14 protein-coding genes and 2 pseudogenes are annotated in these 15,721 nt (G+C 61.5%); 6 read left to right on the top strand and 10 right to left on the bottom strand.

The window, feature by feature from the left end; all coding sequences use genetic code 11:
- Positions 1–9: 9 nt before the first annotated feature.
- Positions 10–141 (bottom strand): annotated as a pseudogene (locus ACKJSM_RS13975) (transcriptional regulator); the annotation flags it as partial.
- Between the two features lie 122 nt (positions 142–263).
- A complete protein-coding gene (locus ACKJSM_RS13970) occupies positions 264–668 on the bottom strand; it encodes a RidA family protein (protein WP_410237929.1) in 405 nt (134 codons plus the stop codon).
- 134 nt (positions 669–802) lie between these two features.
- Here ACKJSM_RS13970 and ACKJSM_RS13965 point away from each other — a divergent pair, with 134 nt between their 5' ends.
- Positions 803–1,750 carry a LysR family transcriptional regulator gene (locus ACKJSM_RS13965; protein ID WP_236181782.1) on the top strand — a complete coding sequence of 316 codons (948 nt, stop codon included), beginning with the start codon at positions 803–805 and terminating at the stop codon, positions 1,748–1,750.
- Between the two features lie 69 nt (positions 1,751–1,819).
- Positions 1,820–2,980 (top strand): radical SAM protein, encoded by a 1,161-nt coding sequence (locus tag ACKJSM_RS13960; protein WP_410237927.1) that lies wholly within the window; start codon positions 1,820–1,822, stop codon positions 2,978–2,980.
- A 61-nt stretch (positions 2,981–3,041) separates the two neighbouring features.
- On the opposite strand, the pseudogene ACKJSM_RS13955 reads toward ACKJSM_RS13960, so the two are convergent.
- The 4 genes and pseudogenes from ACKJSM_RS13955 to ACKJSM_RS13940 all read right to left on the bottom strand — a co-directional run.
- Positions 3,042–3,182 (bottom strand): annotated as a pseudogene (locus tag ACKJSM_RS13955) (LysR family transcriptional regulator); the annotation flags it as partial.
- On the bottom strand, positions 3,170–3,565 hold the full coding sequence (locus tag ACKJSM_RS13950) for a RidA family protein (protein WP_410237925.1): 396 nt from the start codon (positions 3,563–3,565) through the stop codon (positions 3,170–3,172). The pseudogene ACKJSM_RS13955 and the gene ACKJSM_RS13950, both read right to left, overlap by 13 nt.
- Positions 3,566–3,589: 24 nt before the next feature.
- Positions 3,590–4,084, bottom strand: coding sequence for a PaaI family thioesterase (locus tag ACKJSM_RS13945; RefSeq protein WP_410237923.1), 495 nt, complete (start codon positions 4,082–4,084; stop codon positions 3,590–3,592).
- Between the two features lie 55 nt (positions 4,085–4,139).
- On the bottom strand, positions 4,140–4,394 hold the full coding sequence (locus ACKJSM_RS13940; protein WP_236181778.1) for a FecR/PupR family sigma factor regulator: 255 nt from the start codon (positions 4,392–4,394) through the stop codon (positions 4,140–4,142).
- Positions 4,395–4,619: 225 nt separating this feature from the next.
- On the opposite strand from ACKJSM_RS13940, the gene ACKJSM_RS13935 reads away from it, so the two are divergent.
- The gene (locus ACKJSM_RS13935; RefSeq protein ID WP_410237921.1) at positions 4,620–6,530 is read left to right on the top strand and encodes a tyrosine-protein phosphatase; all 1,911 of its coding nucleotides are present in this window, start codon (positions 4,620–4,622) and stop codon (positions 6,528–6,530) included.
- Positions 6,531–6,560: 30 nt separating this feature from the next.
- Here ACKJSM_RS13935 and ACKJSM_RS13930 read toward each other — a convergent pair whose 3' ends face one another.
- The 3 genes from ACKJSM_RS13930 to ACKJSM_RS13920 all read right to left on the bottom strand — a co-directional run bounded on the left by ACKJSM_RS13930 (position 6,561) and on the right by ACKJSM_RS13920 (position 9,943).
- Positions 6,561–7,529, bottom strand: a complete 969-nt coding sequence (locus tag ACKJSM_RS13930; protein ID WP_410237919.1) for an AraC family transcriptional regulator — start codon at positions 7,527–7,529, stop codon at positions 6,561–6,563.
- A 124-nt stretch (positions 7,530–7,653) separates the two neighbouring features.
- The gene (locus tag ACKJSM_RS13925) at positions 7,654–9,330 is read right to left on the bottom strand and encodes an MFS transporter (RefSeq protein WP_410237917.1); all 1,677 of its coding nucleotides are present in this window, start codon (positions 9,328–9,330) and stop codon (positions 7,654–7,656) included.
- A gap of 229 nt (positions 9,331–9,559) precedes the next feature.
- Entirely contained in the window at positions 9,560–9,943 is a 384-nt protein-coding gene (locus ACKJSM_RS13920) for a DUF6124 family protein (RefSeq protein ID WP_410238031.1), read from the bottom strand.
- Between the two features lie 509 nt (positions 9,944–10,452).
- On the opposite strand from ACKJSM_RS13920, the gene ACKJSM_RS13915 reads away from it, so the two are divergent.
- Together ACKJSM_RS13915 and ACKJSM_RS13910 are read left to right on the top strand one after the other, a co-directional pair.
- Positions 10,453–10,833 carry a RidA family protein gene (locus ACKJSM_RS13915; RefSeq protein ID WP_236182729.1) on the top strand — a complete coding sequence of 127 codons (381 nt, stop codon included), beginning with the start codon at positions 10,453–10,455 and terminating at the stop codon, positions 10,831–10,833.
- 138 nt (positions 10,834–10,971) lie between these two features.
- The gene (locus tag ACKJSM_RS13910) at positions 10,972–12,960 is read left to right on the top strand and encodes a peptidase U32 family protein (protein WP_410237916.1); all 1,989 of its coding nucleotides are present in this window, start codon (positions 10,972–10,974) and stop codon (positions 12,958–12,960) included.
- 60 nt (positions 12,961–13,020) lie between these two features.
- Here ACKJSM_RS13910 and ACKJSM_RS13905 read toward each other — a convergent pair whose 3' ends face one another.
- A complete protein-coding gene (locus ACKJSM_RS13905; protein WP_339488410.1) occupies positions 13,021–14,331 on the bottom strand; it encodes an MFS transporter in 1,311 nt (436 codons plus the stop codon).
- Between the two features lie 351 nt (positions 14,332–14,682).
- Here ACKJSM_RS13905 and ACKJSM_RS13900 point away from each other — a divergent pair, with 351 nt between their 5' ends.
- A complete protein-coding gene (locus ACKJSM_RS13900) occupies positions 14,683–15,711 on the top strand; it encodes a GlxA family transcriptional regulator (protein WP_410237914.1) in 1,029 nt (342 codons plus the stop codon).
- Positions 15,712–15,721 lie beyond the last annotated feature (10 nt).

The following is a 15,721-nucleotide window of genomic DNA, read 5'->3' as shown; positions in this document are numbered from 1 at the left end:
TGTTCCGGTCTACAGGGTTTCCACCAGCCGTACGGCGGTGCCGTCCGACAGCGCGATCCGCGTCCAGCGGCACAGGCTTTCGCGGATGGGCACGAGGTTCGAGTCGTTGCGGCCAGTGACGAATTCCAGTGCCGGCGGCGCAGGGCGATGCCGGGCAGACTGGGCTCCAGCAAGGTGTCGGACAGGGCGATGGATCGCAAAAGGAATGCGGGCCGACAGTCTGAAGGCCGTCGGCCCGTGCTGCAAATCCACGCGATATCAGGTCATTCCGGCCGTTTGGCAATCACCTTGATCTCGAACTGAAACCCATACAGCCACGTCACGCCAACCGCCGTGATGGTCGGATGCGGCGCCTCGCCCCAGAACTCGGGCACCACTTCCCAGATGGTTTCGAAGGTCGATTGCGGGTCGACCATGAACACCGTCACGTCCACCACGTCATCGAAGCTGCCGCCGGCCGCGCCGAGAACGGCATTGAGGTTGGTGAAGGCCAGTCGCACCTGTTGTTTCAGATCCGGCTCCGGTGAGCCGTCCTCAAGGCTGCCGACCTGGCCGGAGACAAACAGAAAACCGTTGGAACGGACCGCTGGAGAATAACGATTGCGCTCGTAAAGGGCATGGCGTCCGGGCGGGAAGACCACGTCGCGTTTTGGCTGGGCAAGGGTCATGGGGTTTCTCCTTCAATGGGTTGAAAACCGGTGATGGAGCAACTGTAGGGACTTGCCTCGGCGCGATAAACGCGCAACCTTGGCGATCACTGTTTGCAAATACCAAACAATCGAGCCCCTGTCAGAGGTGGGATATGGACCGTTTTGACGCGATGCAAGCCTTCGCCCGAGTAGTAGAGGCGGGGAGTTTCACCAAAGCCGCCGAAACCCTGCACATGAGCAAGACCACCGTGACCCAGCTGATTCAGCAACTGGAGGCGCGCCTGCGGGTCAAGTTGCTCAACCGCACCACACGCAAGGTCAACGCCACGGCGGACGGCGCGGCCTATTACGAGCGGGTGATCAAGCTGCTGGCTGACATGGACGATGCCGAGACCAGCCTTCCGGGGGCGGCGGCGCAGCCCAAGGGGCGCTTGCGGGTGGATGTGCCGAGCCCTCTGGCCAATCTGATTCTGGTGCCGGCGCTGCCCGAGTTTTACGCGCGTTACCCGCAGATCCAGATCGACATGGGCGTCAGCGACCGGATCGTCGACATCATCGATGAAAACGTCGACTGCGTGATCCGCGGCGGCGAGTTGCGGGATCAATCGCTGATGGCCCGGCGGGTCGCCGATCTGCAACTGGGCGTGTATGCCGCGCCGAGTTACCTGGCCCGCGCCGGCACCCCGACGCATCCCCGAGAGCTGGAAGACAGCCATCACCGAGTGGTCGGTTTTCTTTGGGCGCGCACCGGCAGGCCGGTGCCTTACGCCTTGCGCAATGTCTCTGAGAACCTGCTGATCAAGGGCCAGCATGTCCTGGCGGTCGATGATGGCAACGCCTACCTGGCGGCAGGCCTTGCCGGGTTGGGTGTGCTTTGGCTACCGCGTTACATGTCGGCGGTGCACGAGGCTCGGGGGGAGTTGTTGCCCCTGTTCGAGGGCTGGGCGCTTGACCCGATGCCGCTGTACGTTGCGTACCCGCCGAACCGGCATATCAGCCAAAAGCTGCGGGTATTTATCGATTGGATCGTCGAATTGATGGCCACGCACGCCAATGGCCCGGAACTTGCTCGCCGCGCTCCGGGACTGTCAAAAAAATAGCGAATAACGGCAATCACAAAAGTCGACAGTCGGGATGCACCGCTATTCACTCCAGGAGCGTCACTCGCAATGAATATGTACATCGATATTGTCGGCGCGTGCAATTTGAGCTGCCCTTCGTGTCCGATGGGTAACTCGGAAAACGTCAACTTCAAGAAAGCCATGCAAGTTGACATGTTCAGGAAGATTGTCGAGAAGGCCCGAAGCGAAGGGGTCGAGTCGATCTTTCTGTATAACTGGACCGAGCCATTGATCCACCCGCGCATCGGCGAATTTGTCGAAATCATCAACGCGGCCGGTTTGCGCAGCGGTATCAGTTCCAATCTGAATCTGGCGAAAAACATGGAGACGGCGATGCTCGCCAATCCATGGTTCTTCCGCATCTCGCTGTCCGGGTTTTATCAGCAGACATACGAACAGGGACACGTGGGCGGCGACATTGAGGTCGTCAAGGCCAACATGATCAAGCTGCATGAGCTCAAGCAGCAACACGGCTTGAACACGCGGATCGAGGTCTATTACCACCGCTACCTGGACAACATGGAAGAAGAAGGGCTGATGCGCGAATTCAGCCAGAGCCTGGGCTTTGAGTTCTCGACCGGCTATTCAGTGATGATGCCGCTGGAGAAGACGCTGGCGCTGATCGAGCGCGACCCGTCGGTGACCGATACCGACCGCGAGACCCTGCAGCGACTCGCGCTGCCGCCCTACGACGACCTGGTCAATCTGGTCCGCCAGTACCCACAGCAGGCCTGTACGCTCAAGGACGACTGGTTGGTGCTCGACTGCAATGGCAACACCATCTTGTGTTGTTCCATCTTCAATCAGACCGAATATCAGGTCGGCAAATACCTGGACATGCCGCTGGCCCAACTGACCGAACGCAAGTCCAGTCAGCCGAACTGCATCGACATGTGCAATCGCTGCGCGAACAACGGATTGCACATCTACTCGGCGCACTCCAACCGGGGACCGCTCGAAAGTCACGCCGTCAACCGGATCATCGATTTTCAGCGACGCACGATCATGGGTATGCCAGTCGAGAGCGACAAGCTTGGGCGCAATGGCGAAGTCAGCGCCGAGCACTTCGACGAAGCGCAATACCTGCATATGAATCAGGACGTCAAGAATGCGATTTCCACGGGAGCCTTTACCAGCGGTTATCAGCATTACGTCCTGTTCGGTCGGCTGGAAGGCCGGCTCGGCGCAGGTCATTTCACGGCGGTCTGAATCTGCGGGGCGGGCGCTGTCAGTTGAGTTGACTGCGCTGCGGGTTGCGCTAACACGCTCTGATGACACGCCGGATAGAAAGCAGATCATGGCCGGCGTTGGTCAGGCTGACGCTGCGGAAAAACTGCGGCTGTTCCAGGTACGCCTCAAGGCTGCGGATCTGCTGGCGGATGGCCGACAGCGTGAGGCTCAGCGCCTGCGCACCGCCACACACTTGATTTCCACCAGCAGCCCCGGATGGGCCAGTTCGCTGACACCGATGCAGGTCCAGGCGCAGAAGCCTTTGGGGAACACACGGTTTTTCACTTCGCGAAACACCGGCATGTGCCGGCTCATCTCGACGTGATAAGTGGTCATCTCCACCACATCGTTCAACGTGCAGCCGCCGGCCAGCAGCACCTCTTCGAGGTTTTCCCAGGCACGGATGAATTGCTGTTCGGGGTCTTCGATGACCTGCAGGTCGGCGGTGCGGCCCACCTGGCCGGCGCAATAAAGCGTGTCGCCAACCAGCACCGCCGGGGCGTAACCGGCGCGTTCGACGATGGGTTTCATGGATTCGGGGATGATGATTTTGCGATCGGGCATGTTGTTTTCCTTGAGTGACAGGTCTCAGCGACCATGGGCGGCCGCTGCCAACTGCTCGGTATCCACCCGCACGAACACCGAATCACCCACCGCCGTCAGCACATCCCCGGCGTAGACCTCGCAGATCACCCGGGTCTTGCGCCCGACGTCTCCTTCGACCTTGGCTTTCAGCGTCAGCGGTACGCCCATTGGCGTGGGTTTGATGAACTTGATGCCGAGGTTGCCGGTGACGCAATTGATGCGCGGCAGGCTTTCGGGTTCGCGGTTTTCCGCCCGGTAGTGGTAGGCCATTACGGTCCAGTTGGAATGGCAGTCCACAAGCATGGCGATCAGGCCGCCGTAGACCAGCTCCGGCCAGCCGCTGTACTTGGCTTCGGGCACATGCTCGGCCACGACGTGTACGCCGTCTTCGTGCCAGAAGCTCTTGATGTGCAGCCCGTGCGGATTGCGGCTGCCGCAGCCGAAACAAACGCCCTCGGGGGCGGCGGTGTCTTGCAGGGAAATGTCGGGGGAGGTCATGGCGCAGTCATCCTTAAACGGTAAGCCGAACCGGACGGATTCTAACCCCGAATGCTCACCGTGAGGATGGCTCCTTTTGCGCGGGCTGTTGTGGATCGGTCAGGAGTTTTTTGCGGGTTGTGGAGTGGTTGGGCAGTTGCTCGCTGATGTCCCAGATTTCCAGCATCTTGGCGTATTCGAAGGCATGGCGCGGGCTGAGCTGAATCCACTGCTGGAATGCCTGGCGTTCGTCGGGCGTGCAATCGTCCTCCTGCAGGCGCAGGCACCAGTGCGCTGCCTGGTTCAGGATTTCTTCATCTGCGTCGTTCATTGACGGTTTCCACAATGGCCGGAGAGGGGCATTTTACGTTGCCGCTTGCAAAAAAAACGTCAAAGCACCTTGAGTATTTAAACGGTTAGTGAACGTTCAACGGACAAAAAACGCCGCCGATGGACAGATCGCGCCATGATTTCGGGGCTTCTTCGGTTTGTCATATTCCGTCACATTTCAATGCCGATAGTGGGCAGCCCAACGTGTTTTCAGTGAGGCTGCCCCGTGTTTCAACGTCTTGTGTGTTCGCTGTCCGTGCTGAGTCTGTCCATTGCTGCCGCCCAGGCGGCCGACCTCGAAACCCCGCGTCTGGCGGGCATCGACAACTTCCGGGATATCGCCGGCACCACCACCGCCTATTCCACGGCCCATGACGGCACGATGCGCGCCGGCGTGTTTTATCGCTCCAATGCTCTGACGCCGACGACGGCGGATCTGGCGACCCTCAACAGTCTGGGAATCAGGGCGGTGTACGACCTGCGTACGCCGAGCGAAATCGCCGCCACACCGGACACGATGCCGAGCGGTGCGACCTACCAGAATATCGACATCATCGGCAGCACCACCTCCGGCGCGAACATCACCTCCGTGTCGTTCAAAAGTGCGGCCGAGGCCGTTGCGATGATGCAGGAGACCAACCGCGCGTTTGTCAGCGATGCGGGGATGCGTAGCCAGTTCAACGTGCTGTTCAACGAACTGGCCGGTGTCGACGGCGCCGCGCTGTTCCATTGCACCGCCGGCAAGGACCGTACGGGCTGGACCGCTGCCGTTCTGTTGAGCATCGCCGGCGTGGATAACGCCACGATCATGAGCAACTACCTGGAGACCAACGACTACACCGCCGAACGGGTGGCCAAGACCCTGGCGATGCTGCCGCCGAGCATGGCCGCGATCTACGCGCCGCTGCTGGGCGTCGAGGCCAGTTACCTGCAAGCGGGTCTGGATCAGGTGGCCGCGCAGTACGGCAGCATGGACAACTACCTCAAGCAGGGGTTGGGCCTGTCCCAGGAAACCATCTATGTGCTGCGCGGCAAAATGGTCGAGTACAACAGCCTGCCCGGTCAGGCCGGGCTGATCGGCAACGCCGCCGCCGGGGCGCAGCTGTTGCAGCAACTGCAGAACAGCAGCCTGTCGGGCACTTACAGCGCCTATAACTACTACCTGCAATCGGCCATCGACGCCGGCACTCTGGGTGGTGTCGAGTCCACGGTCGGCGGTCAGGTGCACGCCGATGCGGCGAGTTACCTGTTGCGTCAGAACGCAATGATCGAGCAGGCCGCCGCGCCGTTCGCCAGCGGCACCGACCTCAAGGTCGGCCAACACCGTTTGTGGAGCACCGCGCTCGCCGGTTACCTGGGCACTGACGGTTCAAACCATGCGCAAAGCAGCAACGAACACAGCCAGGGCCTGATGGTTGGCGTCACCCAGCGTTTCTCGGAACAACTCAGTGCGCGCGCAGGGATCGGTTACAGCAAAGGCTCGGTGGGTGGCGCGGGCGGTGAGGCCGATACCGATTTCACCTTCTTCGACCTGGGCGCTCGTTATGGCTTCGCCAGCCTGGAACGTGGCCTGTTTGTCGACGCTGACATCAGCGCCGGTTACGTCGACTACGACAGCAAACGCGACCTCGGTGGTGGCCTTGGCTCGGCGAAGGGCGACACCCACGGCCATCTCAGCGGCGCTACGATGGCGCTGGGTTATCGCGTGCCGCTGAACACTGTGATTCTGGAGCCGAGCCTCGGCGTGCGGGTCAGCCGTCTGGACCTGTCGGGCTTCCAGGAAAAGGGCAGCGAACTGGCTCTGGACGTTGATGACATTCAAGAAACCCGGCGCAGCGCGGTGGCCATCCTCGACGTTGCGTTCGCCCCGGTGGCGATGGGCGCGTGGCAACTGGTGCCGGGCGTGCGGGTCGGTTATGAGCGTGTGCTCGGCGATCATCAGGTCGACAGCGAGGGCCATCTGCTGGGGCTGGACATCGAGCAGCGCGCGGCGTTCGACAACCGCGATCAGTTCAACGGCGGCGTGAACGTCATGGCCAGCCTTGGTGCGCTAAGCCTGGGGGCTGAAGTCGGTGCCAGCGGTGGCGGCGACAGCCACGGTTTCAGTGGCGCACTCAAGGCCAGCTATCAGTTCTGAAGCATTTGAGCGACACAAAAAAGGACTGCGCTATCGCAGTCCTTTTCGCACATCGGCCGGGCTCACGCCGTAGGCACTCTGGAAATACTGGCTGAACCGGCCGACATTGCTGAAGCCCAATCGCAGCGCCACTTCGGTCACCGACGCAGGAGTGCCCTGGCGCAACGTGTCGTAAGCACGCTCCAGCCGCACCTGTCGCTGATAGCCGACAATCGACGTCCCGGCGAATCTCCGGAAGCCTTCCTGCAACGCACGCAGGCTGACATTCGCCAACCGCGCCAGGTCTGTGCCACTGACCTGAATCTCGGGATGCGCCTGAATGTAATCGATTGCCTGCCGCACATGCCTCGGCGCAATCAATGCCTCCGGGCGGCGCAAGGCCTGGCTGAAATTGTGCGGCCAGGCCTCCAGCACCGCGTCCACCAGCATCTCCCGCAGCCGAGACGGCATCAGCGAACCGGCATTGAGCAGCAGATCGAATTCGCTACCGGTGGCCAGATCGATCAAGGCGCGAATGCCCTGAAACGCCGGGCTGTTCAGATCAACCCTCGGCTCGAAATGCAGCTTGTGCACGATCGGCTTGCCCAGCAGGGTCGACAGGCGTTCGGTGAGCGCCGCACGGCTGATCGACATGCCGTGCTGGGCATGATTGTCGATAAAGCGCATCGAACGCAGATCGGCCTTGTCGATGGCCAGCCCCACATCGCTCAGCCCCACGGCTTCATGGTTGAAAACGATCTTGCCGGCGGTGGGAATGACGAAGGTGATTTCGTCGAATGGCTCGGGAAACGCGACGGTGAAATCACCCCGGTAATGCATGCGCCGGAAACTCACGCCGTCGTACCGCCCGTAAACGCCGCCAATGATGATGTCTTTGGGCGGCGGCGGTGTGTCGCCATAACGGTTGCCGAACATTCGCGAGAACAGCGCGCCAAAGTCGTCACTGGCCATGTTGTCGGATCGCAGGATGAGGGTCTGGCGTGTCGGACTTGAGTACACCGGGAGGGGCACCTTGATGGTCGGGGCGAGGGGGCGCGAGGACGTTATCAAGGGAGAATGACGCCGATGTGACAACGTTCGATGCTGTGCGTGAACGCCACGCACAGCATCGAGCGAAGTCATTTCAGGTGTGATGAATGTCCCGATCCTTGGTCTCCGGCAGGAAGAAGATCCCGAGAATCGCCGTCATCACCGCAATCACGATCGGGTACCACAAGCCGTAGTAGATATCCCCGGTGGCCGCGACCATCGCAAACGCCACGGTCGGCAGGAACCCGCCGAACCAGCCGTTGCCGATGTGGTACGGCAGCGACATCGAGGTGTAGCGGATGCGCGCCGGGAACAGCTCCACCAGCCATGCCGCAATCGGGCCGTAGACCATCGTTACGTAGATGACGAGGATGGTCAGCAGGAGCAGCACCATCGGGTAATTGGTCTTGGCCGGATCAGCCTTTTCCGGATAACCGGCCTCTTTCAACGCGGTGCCGAGGCTGGCGGTAAAGGCATCGTTGCGGGTCTTGAAGTCGGCGGCCGGCATGGCGGTACCTTCGAAACTTTCGATGACCTTGTCGCCGATACGCACCTGGGCCACGGTGCCGGGTTCCGCCACCACGTTTTCGTAGGGGATCGCCCGTTTGGCCAGGATGGTTTTCGCCAGATCGCAGGAACTGGTGAATTTGGCCTTGCCCACCGGATCGAACTGGAACGAGCACTGGTCGGGGTTGGCGATCACCTTGACCGGGTTCTTCTCCTGAGCGACGAATACGTCGGGGTTACCGTACTGGGTCAGCGCCTGGAAGATCGGGAAGTAGGTCACCGCCGCCAGAATGCACCCGGCCATGATGATGCCCTTGCGCCCGATGCGGTCGGACAGGCTGCCGAAAATCACGAAGAACGGCGTACCGATAAGCAGTGAGCCGGCGATCAGCAGGTTGGCGGTCTGCGGATCGATCTTCAGTGTTTGCAGCAGGAAAAACAGCGCGTAGAACTGCCCGGTGTACCAGACCACCGCTTGCCCTGCGGTACCGCCAAGCAGGGCCATGATCACGATTTTCAGGTTGTCCCAACGGGCGAAGGACTCGGTCAGCGGGGCTTTCGACGACTTGCCTTCTTCCTTCATTTTCTTGAACACCGGCGACTCGTTCAGTTGCAGCCGGATGTACACCGAGACCGCCAGCAGCAGGATCGACAGCAGGAACGGAATCCGCCAGCCCCAGTCCTCGAATGCTTCGGTGCCCAGCGCGGTACGGCAGGCGAGGATCACCAGCAACGACATAAACAGGCCCAGGGTCGCGGTGGTCTGAATCCATGACGTGAAATACCCGCGCTTGCCCTTCGGCGCATGCTCGGCCACATACGTTGCCGCGCCGCCGTACTCGCCGCCCAGCGCCAGGCCTTGCAGCAAGCGCAGGGTAATCAGAATGATCGGCGCCGCCACGCCAATGGTCGCGTAACCGGGCAAGAACCCGACAATCGCCGTCGACACCCCCATGATCACAATCGTGATCAGAAACGTGTGCTTGCGCCCGATCATGTCACCCAACCGCCCAAACACAATCGCCCCGAACGGCCGCACCGCAAAACCGGCGGCGAAGGCGAGCAGGGCGAAAATGAACGCCGTGGTCTCGTTCACCCCGGCAAAGAAGTGCTTGGCGATGATCGCCGCCAGGGAGCCGTAGAGGTAAAAGTCGTACCACTCGAACACCGTGCCGAGCGACGACGCAAAGATGACTTTGCGCTCCTCTCGGGTAACGCTGTGGTGCGGGGCACTGCCTGTGGACATGCTGTCGAGTACTGCCATGGGGGTTCTCCGTCGTGCTTGTTTTTGTAGGCCGGAGCACTTCATCAACGTCGCGTACCCGAGGCCTTTGGCTGGTGCTGGAGCAGGTGTTTCTTGGAGCGTGCACAGAATCACCGCCCGCGTGGGAGGGCGGGGTTTCATTGAGCATAATTGGGATTGGGGGGATATCCAGTGGCGGGGATTGATCGACTGATGCAGGGGCGGCAGGAGATACCTGCCGCCAAGGGTTTTATTCCGTCGGCACAACGTTGTCCAGCACCTGATTCACCGCCAGTTCTGCCAGCATCACGATCTGCGCGATGCCTTGCGCGGTTTTGCGATGGGGGCCTTCGAGGGCGTCAACGAGGTTATTGAGCATGACGTTGGCCGAGCCCAGGGTTTCGCAGGCGTCGGCGAGCAGGGATTCGGTGTTGCTGGCCGGGTTGGTCTGGTAGAGGCGGTTGGGGGTGTAGGGCGCGGCCATGATGTAGGGCCCGGGCGGGCCGAGGTAGTAGTTGAGGGCGCGTTCGGCGGCTTCGTTGAATTTCTTGGAGTCAGGACATTCGTACGGCGAAGTTGGGTCGGTGATGCTAGCCGGTTCGGTGACCGGGGGATTCGGCGTTACTTTGAACATATTCATTCTTTTCCTGTTTTGAAGCCGCCAGACCCGAGCTACTAAACAGGGGTGGAGGCAGCTGTGCGCAGGTTAGTAGACCGGGGAAAAGAAGAAAGCCGGCGTGCCCGAGGGCACCCTACGCACAGCCACCATCAAATCCAGGTATGGAAATACCTGACTGACAGACGCCTGTGCATTCTTCAATTACCAACGGGCTACTAAACCCGATCACTGCAAATCAGTGACCCGATCCAAGTTACCGGCCGACCCCAAGGCGCACAAGCCGGCGGATTCTGGCGTAGCCGTAGGCTCTGGCGCAAGGATTTGTGGGCAATGGCGCGTAACTTCAGGTGTCTTTAAACACCGTCGCCGAAACGTGTTTACGGGTACTTAAAACAAGCTGGAACATTTCCTCGAAACCACCCCCGAAAACCGCGATGGCTTCAAACCCGCCACGGTGTCTGTAAACTGGCCGCCCGAAACGGCGCGCGATGGCGCCGTCCTCACTGCCAGCGAAGGACTTTCTCATGGCCAACCCAGACATCACCTACACCCCGGACCCGGATGCAGACTCGATCTCTTCGGACGTGACCGAATTCAACGGCATCCTGATGTCGACCCAGATTCCGACCCGTGCGGACGGCAGCCTGGAACTGGGCGACGTCACTGCGCAAAGCGAATGCACGTTGCAGGCCCTGAAAGTGGCGCTGGAGAAGGCCGGCAGCTCGATGGACCGCGTGCTGCACCTGACCATTTACCTGACCGACATGGCTGATCGCGCAGCGTTCAACGAGGTGTACAAGCGCTTTTTCGCCAAGCCTTGGCCGGTGCGTGCGGCGGTTGGGGTGGCGGCGCTGGCGGTTGAAGGAATGAAGGTCGAAGTGACTGCGATGGCTGCGAAGGCCTGACCCACGTAATGATCGTTCCCACGCTGCGCGTGGGAACGATCGGTTGAAAACAGCCACCCGGCAGCACAGGCGTGCCGGCCAGGCGTTTCGCGGCTACAATGCGCGCCTCGACCGTGACAGCCTGACTAAAAACTATATATGTCCTTGCCCAAACATCACCTGGAACTGCTCAGCCCCGCCCGTGACGTGGCCATCGCCCGTGAGGCCATCCTGCATGGCGCCGACGCGGTGTACATCGGCGGCCCGAGCTTCGGCGCGCGCCATAATGCGTGCAACGAGGTGAGCGAAATCGCCGAACTGGTGGAATTTGCCCGTCGCTACCACGCGCGCATCTTCACCACCCTCAACACCATCCTGCACGACAACGAACTGGAGCCGGCGCGCAAGCTGATCCATCAGTTGTACGATGCCGGCGTCGATGCGCTGATCGTCCAGGACCTGGGCGTGATGGAACTGGACATTCCACCCATCGAGCTGCACGCCAGCACCCAGACCGACATCCGTACCCTTGAGCGGGCGAAGTTCCTCGATCAGGCCGGTTTCTCGCAACTGGTACTGGCCCGTGAACTGAACCTCAAGGAAATTCGCGCAATCGCCGATGAAACCGATGCCGCCATCGAGTTCTTCATTCACGGCGCGTTGTGCGTGGCGTTTTCCGGTCAGTGCAACATTTCCCACGCGCAGACCGGGCGCAGTGCCAACCGGGGCGACTGCTCCCAGGCCTGCCGTCTGCCGTACACCCTCAAAGACGAAAAGGGTGGCGTGATCGCCTACGAAAAACACCTGCTGTCGATGAAGGACAACAACCAGAGCGCCAACATCCGCGCGCTGGTCGAGGCCGGTGTGCGTTCGTTCAAGATCGAAGGTCGCTACAAGGACATGGGCTATGTGAAGAACATCACCGCCTATTACCGTCAGCGCCTCGACGACGTGCTCAACGATCGCCCGGACCTGGCCCGCGCTTCCAGCGGCCGCACCGCGCATTTCTTCATGCCGGACCCGGAAAAAACCTTCCACCGTGGCAGCACCGACTACTTCGTCAGCGAGCGCAAGATCGATATCGGTGCGTTCGATTCGCCGACTTTCACCGGTCTGGCGGTGGGTACGGTCGAGAAAGTCGGCAAGCGTGACATGCAGGTCATCACCCACGAGCCGCTGTCCAATGGCGACGGCCTCAACGTGCTGGTCAAGCGCGAAGTGGTGGGGTTCCGTGCCAACATTGCCGAGGCCAAGGGCGAGTTCGAGGAAGAAGGCGAGAAGCGCTACCGCTACCGCGTCGAGCCGAACGAGATGCCGGAGGGCCTGTACAAACTGCGCCCGAACCACCCGCTGAACCGCAACCTCGACCACAACTGGCAGCAGGCCTTGCTCAAGACGTCTGCCGAGCGTCGTATCGGTGTGAGCTGGCTGGCGAAGCTGCGTGAAGAACGCCTGGAACTGACCGTGACCAGCGAAGAGGGCATCAGCGCCAGCGTCGCGCTGGAAGGCCCGTTCGGCGTCGCCAACAAACCGGAACAGGCGCTGGACACCTTGCACGACCTGCTCGGCCAACTCGGCACCACCGAGTACCACGCGACTTCGATCAAACTGGATGCGCCACAAGCGTTCTTCATCCCGAACTCGCAGCTCAAGTCGTTGCGCCGTGAAGTGATCGAAGCGCTGACCGCCGCCCGCGTTGCCGCCCACCCGCGCGGTTCGCGCAAGGCCGAGACCACGCCACCGCCGGTGTACCCGGAAGCGCATCTGTCGTTTCTGGCCAACGTCTACAACCAGAAGGCTCGCGACTTCTACCACCGTCACGGCGTGAAGCTGATCGACGCGGCGTACGAGGCCCACGAAGAGGCGGGCGAAGTGCCGGTGATGATCACCAAGCACTGCCTGCGGTTCTCCTTCAACCTGTGCCCGAAACAGGCCAAAGGCGTGACCGGCGTGAAGACCAAAGTCGCACCGATGCAACTGATTCACGGCGACGAAGTGCTGACCCTGAAGTTCGACTGCAAGCCGTGCGAAATGCACGTGATCGGCAAGATGAAGGGCCACATCCTGAATCTGCCGCAGCCGGGCAGTGTGGTGGGGCATATCAGCCCTGAGGATCTGCTGAAGACGATCCCGCGCGCGCCGCACTGATTCAGAGGCAATAAAAAACCGGTGACGACAGTCACCGGTTTTTTTATGCCTGCCAGAAACTCAACTGGCTTCGTAGCGCGATCCCGTTGCCGGCGCCGCTTCGCCACTCAAGGCATCGACCATCGGCGGATGCTCCTGCGCGGCCTGACGCAAATCCTCGGTCACCCGCAGCTCGGCGCCGGTTGGCGAGAACGTCGCTGCCGCCGCAAACGGCGCCGGGTTGGCCGGCACCGGACGTTTGCCGCGACGCCAGAAGAAGAACGTCACCATGCTCAGATTGACCAGCGCAAAGGCCCAGAACAAACCGGTTTCGCCATGGGCGTTCATCGCCGGGGAAATCAGCAGCGGGCTCATCGCCGAGCCCAGCGAGTTGATCAGCAACATGCCCTGAATCATCGGCACCAGGGTTTCGACCGGCGCACGGTCGGCGGCGTGGCTGACCGCAACCGGGTACAACGCGAACACGCCGCCGCCCAGCAGGAACAACATCGCCGCGAGCATGGCCGAGGACAGCGGCACCAGCACGATCACCAGCGACAGCACGGTGCACGCGGCGCACAGCACGGTCAGCACTTGCAGGCGGTCCTTGCGGTCGGACCAGCGCCCGACCGGGTATTGCAGGAGCATCGCGCCGAGGATCGTCCAGGCCATCATGCTGCCGACTTCGCCGACGTTCAGGCCAATGCGTTGCAGGTAAAGCGGCAGCAGAGTGTAGATCGCCGCGATGGTCACGCCGGAGCCGAAGCAGCCGACCAGTCCGGTAGGGGATACGCCGAGCAGCGCACGTGGCTTGAGCGGTTCGACCTGTTCCAGCAATGGCGACACGCGCGGCAGGATCACGATCGGCAGCACCGACAGGGTCGCGAGCATGCCGGCGACCATGAACGGCGCAGTGTCGCCCAGACCGGTGATTTTTCCCAAAAACGCCTGACCCAGCACGCCGGCGCCGTAGAGGACGATCATGTACAGCGCCAGCAGACGGCCGCGAATCTTCGCGTCACCGGCCAGCAGCAGCCAGCTCTCGATCACCAGAAACACGCCGACCGTGGCCCAGCCGTTGATCAGGCGCAGCACGACCCAGCCCCAGGTGTCATAAAACAGACCTTGCAGCAGGATGGTCGCGGCGATCAGCGAAGCGAAGCTGGTGTAGGCGCGGATGTGGCCGATGCGCAGGATCAGCCGGTCGTTGAAGATCGCGCCCAGGGTCAGGCCGATGAAATAGGCCGACGACACGATGCCGATCATCGTCGCCGATTCGCCGGCCGCGCCCAGGCGCAGGGTGGTCAAAGAAGACAGAAAGCCGTTGCCCAGCGCAACAATGAATAGCCCGAGCAGGGGCGCCAGCGCCATGGCCAGCAAACGCGGTGTCATAAAAACCTCAAGTGATCGAACAGCGGAACGTGCGCCTCTGCGCATGCGAGTGCCAAGCCGAAGTGTGTTGAAGACAAACGACCGCCGAACGGGCAGGGCGATTGAGCCTGGCTGACTTCGTGAAAGTCGCCGGCTGTTCAAACCTGAGGGTTGTCATGGCTGCGGGCAGGCGCCGGTCGGGCGACTGCAAGAGGAGGCGCGATTTTAAGCCTTGTGTGGCGTTTGCCAAGGTGCCGGGCCTGCGACGTTGGGACGCAGGGCGGCAGAGCGTGGGAACGATCTCCCCTGCAGTACTCACCGTTCGCGAGTATTTTGCTGCGGCGCCGGTTAGCATGGCGCCATAACAACGAAATGACGGACCCCACCTTGATCGAACGACGCCAATTCAGCGGTGGCATGAAGGGCAAGAACCTTCGCTACCTGAACGAGCCCGCCAGCGGGCCGGGACGCATGACCCGCACCGGGTTCGTGCTGCTGGAGCATTTTTCCCTGCCGGCCTTCACTCAGGCGCTGGACACCCTGGTCACCGCCAATCTGCTGCGCCCCGGTCTGTTTTCCACGCGCACTTTCGGCCTGAGCGACGGCGAGGTGATCAGCGATCTGGGGCTGGTGATCCGCCCGGACTCGCGTCTGGAAACCCGCGTGTTGCAGGAACTGGACCTGCTGGTGATCTGCGGCGGTTACCGCACGGAATTGAAGGCGAGCGACGAGTTCATCAACCTGCTGAAAATGGCCGCCGAGGCCGGGGTAATACTGGCCGGGTTGTGGAACGGCGCGTGGTTCCTGGGCCGGGCAGGGGTGCTGGAAGGCTACCGCTGTGCGATTCACCCGGAACATCGGCCGGCACTGGCGGAGATTTCCAAGGCGACCCAGGTCAGCAGCGAACCCTATGTGATCGACCGCGACCGGTTGACCGCATCCAGTCCGTCCGGCGCGTTCCACATGGCGCTGGACTGGATCAAGGCGCTGCATGACAAGGCGCTGGTCGAAGGCATCGAAGACATTCTGGCGTTCGAGGAATCGCGCTACCGGCGGATCAAGCCGACCGAGAACATCTGCGTCAGTGCGCCGCTGCGTGAAGTGGTGAAGCTGATGGACGCCAATCTGGAAGAACCGCTGGAGCTGGAGCAACTGGCGGTGTATGCCGGCCGATCCCGGCGTCAGCTGGAGCGGCTGTTCAAGGAGCAACTGGGCACCACGCCGCAGCGTTATTACATGGAGCTGCGTATCACCGAGGCCCGGCGCCTGCTGCAACACACCGATCTGTCCCAGGTGGACGTGCTGGTGGCCTGCGGATTCGTCTCGCCGAGTCATTTCAGCAAGTGCTACAGCGCCTATTTCGGTTATCGCCCGTCCAAGGAAAAACGGCTCGTCAAATGACGAGCCGTTC

Origin of the sequence: Pseudomonas sp. PHC1 (assembly GCF_046487845.1) — a bacterium.
Lineage (GTDB): Bacteria > Pseudomonadota > Gammaproteobacteria > Pseudomonadales > Pseudomonadaceae > Aquipseudomonas > Aquipseudomonas sputi.
The sequence above is the reverse complement of the archived record's forward strand: the minus strand, read 5'-3'. Positions and strand labels throughout refer to the sequence as shown.

Bases quoted from the DNA above. Each gene is read 5' to 3' on its own strand.
- ACKJSM_RS13970 (WP_410237929.1), bottom strand. From the start codon at position 668: ATGACCCTTGCCCAGCCAAAACGCGACGTGGTCTTCCCGCCCGGACGC.
- ACKJSM_RS13965 (WP_236181782.1), top strand. From the start codon at position 803: ATGGACCGTTTTGACGCGATGCAAGCCTTCGCCCGAGTAGTAGAGGCG.
- ACKJSM_RS13960 (WP_410237927.1), top strand. From the start codon at position 1,820: ATGAATATGTACATCGATATTGTCGGCGCGTGCAATTTGAGCTGCCCT.
- ACKJSM_RS13950 (WP_410237925.1), bottom strand. From the start codon at position 3,565: ATGCCCGATCGCAAAATCATCATCCCCGAATCCATGAAACCCATCGTC.
- ACKJSM_RS13945 (WP_410237923.1), bottom strand. From the start codon at position 4,084: ATGACCTCCCCCGACATTTCCCTGCAAGACACCGCCGCCCCCGAGGGC.
- ACKJSM_RS13940 (WP_236181778.1), bottom strand. From the start codon at position 4,394: ATGAACGACGCAGATGAAGAAATCCTGAACCAGGCAGCGCACTGGTGC.
- ACKJSM_RS13925 (WP_410237917.1), bottom strand. From the start codon at position 9,330: ATGGCAGTACTCGACAGCATGTCCACAGGCAGTGCCCCGCACCACAGC.
- ACKJSM_RS13920 (WP_410238031.1), bottom strand. From the start codon at position 9,943: ATGTTCAAAGTAACGCCGAATCCCCCGGTCACCGAACCGGCTAGCATC.
- ACKJSM_RS13915 (WP_236182729.1), top strand. From the start codon at position 10,453: ATGGCCAACCCAGACATCACCTACACCCCGGACCCGGATGCAGACTCG.
- ACKJSM_RS13910 (WP_410237916.1), top strand. From the start codon at position 10,972: ATGTCCTTGCCCAAACATCACCTGGAACTGCTCAGCCCCGCCCGTGAC.
- ACKJSM_RS13905 (WP_339488410.1), bottom strand. From the start codon at position 14,331: ATGACACCGCGTTTGCTGGCCATGGCGCTGGCGCCCCTGCTCGGGCTA.
- ACKJSM_RS13900 (WP_410237914.1), top strand. From the start codon at position 14,683: ATGACGGACCCCACCTTGATCGAACGACGCCAATTCAGCGGTGGCATG.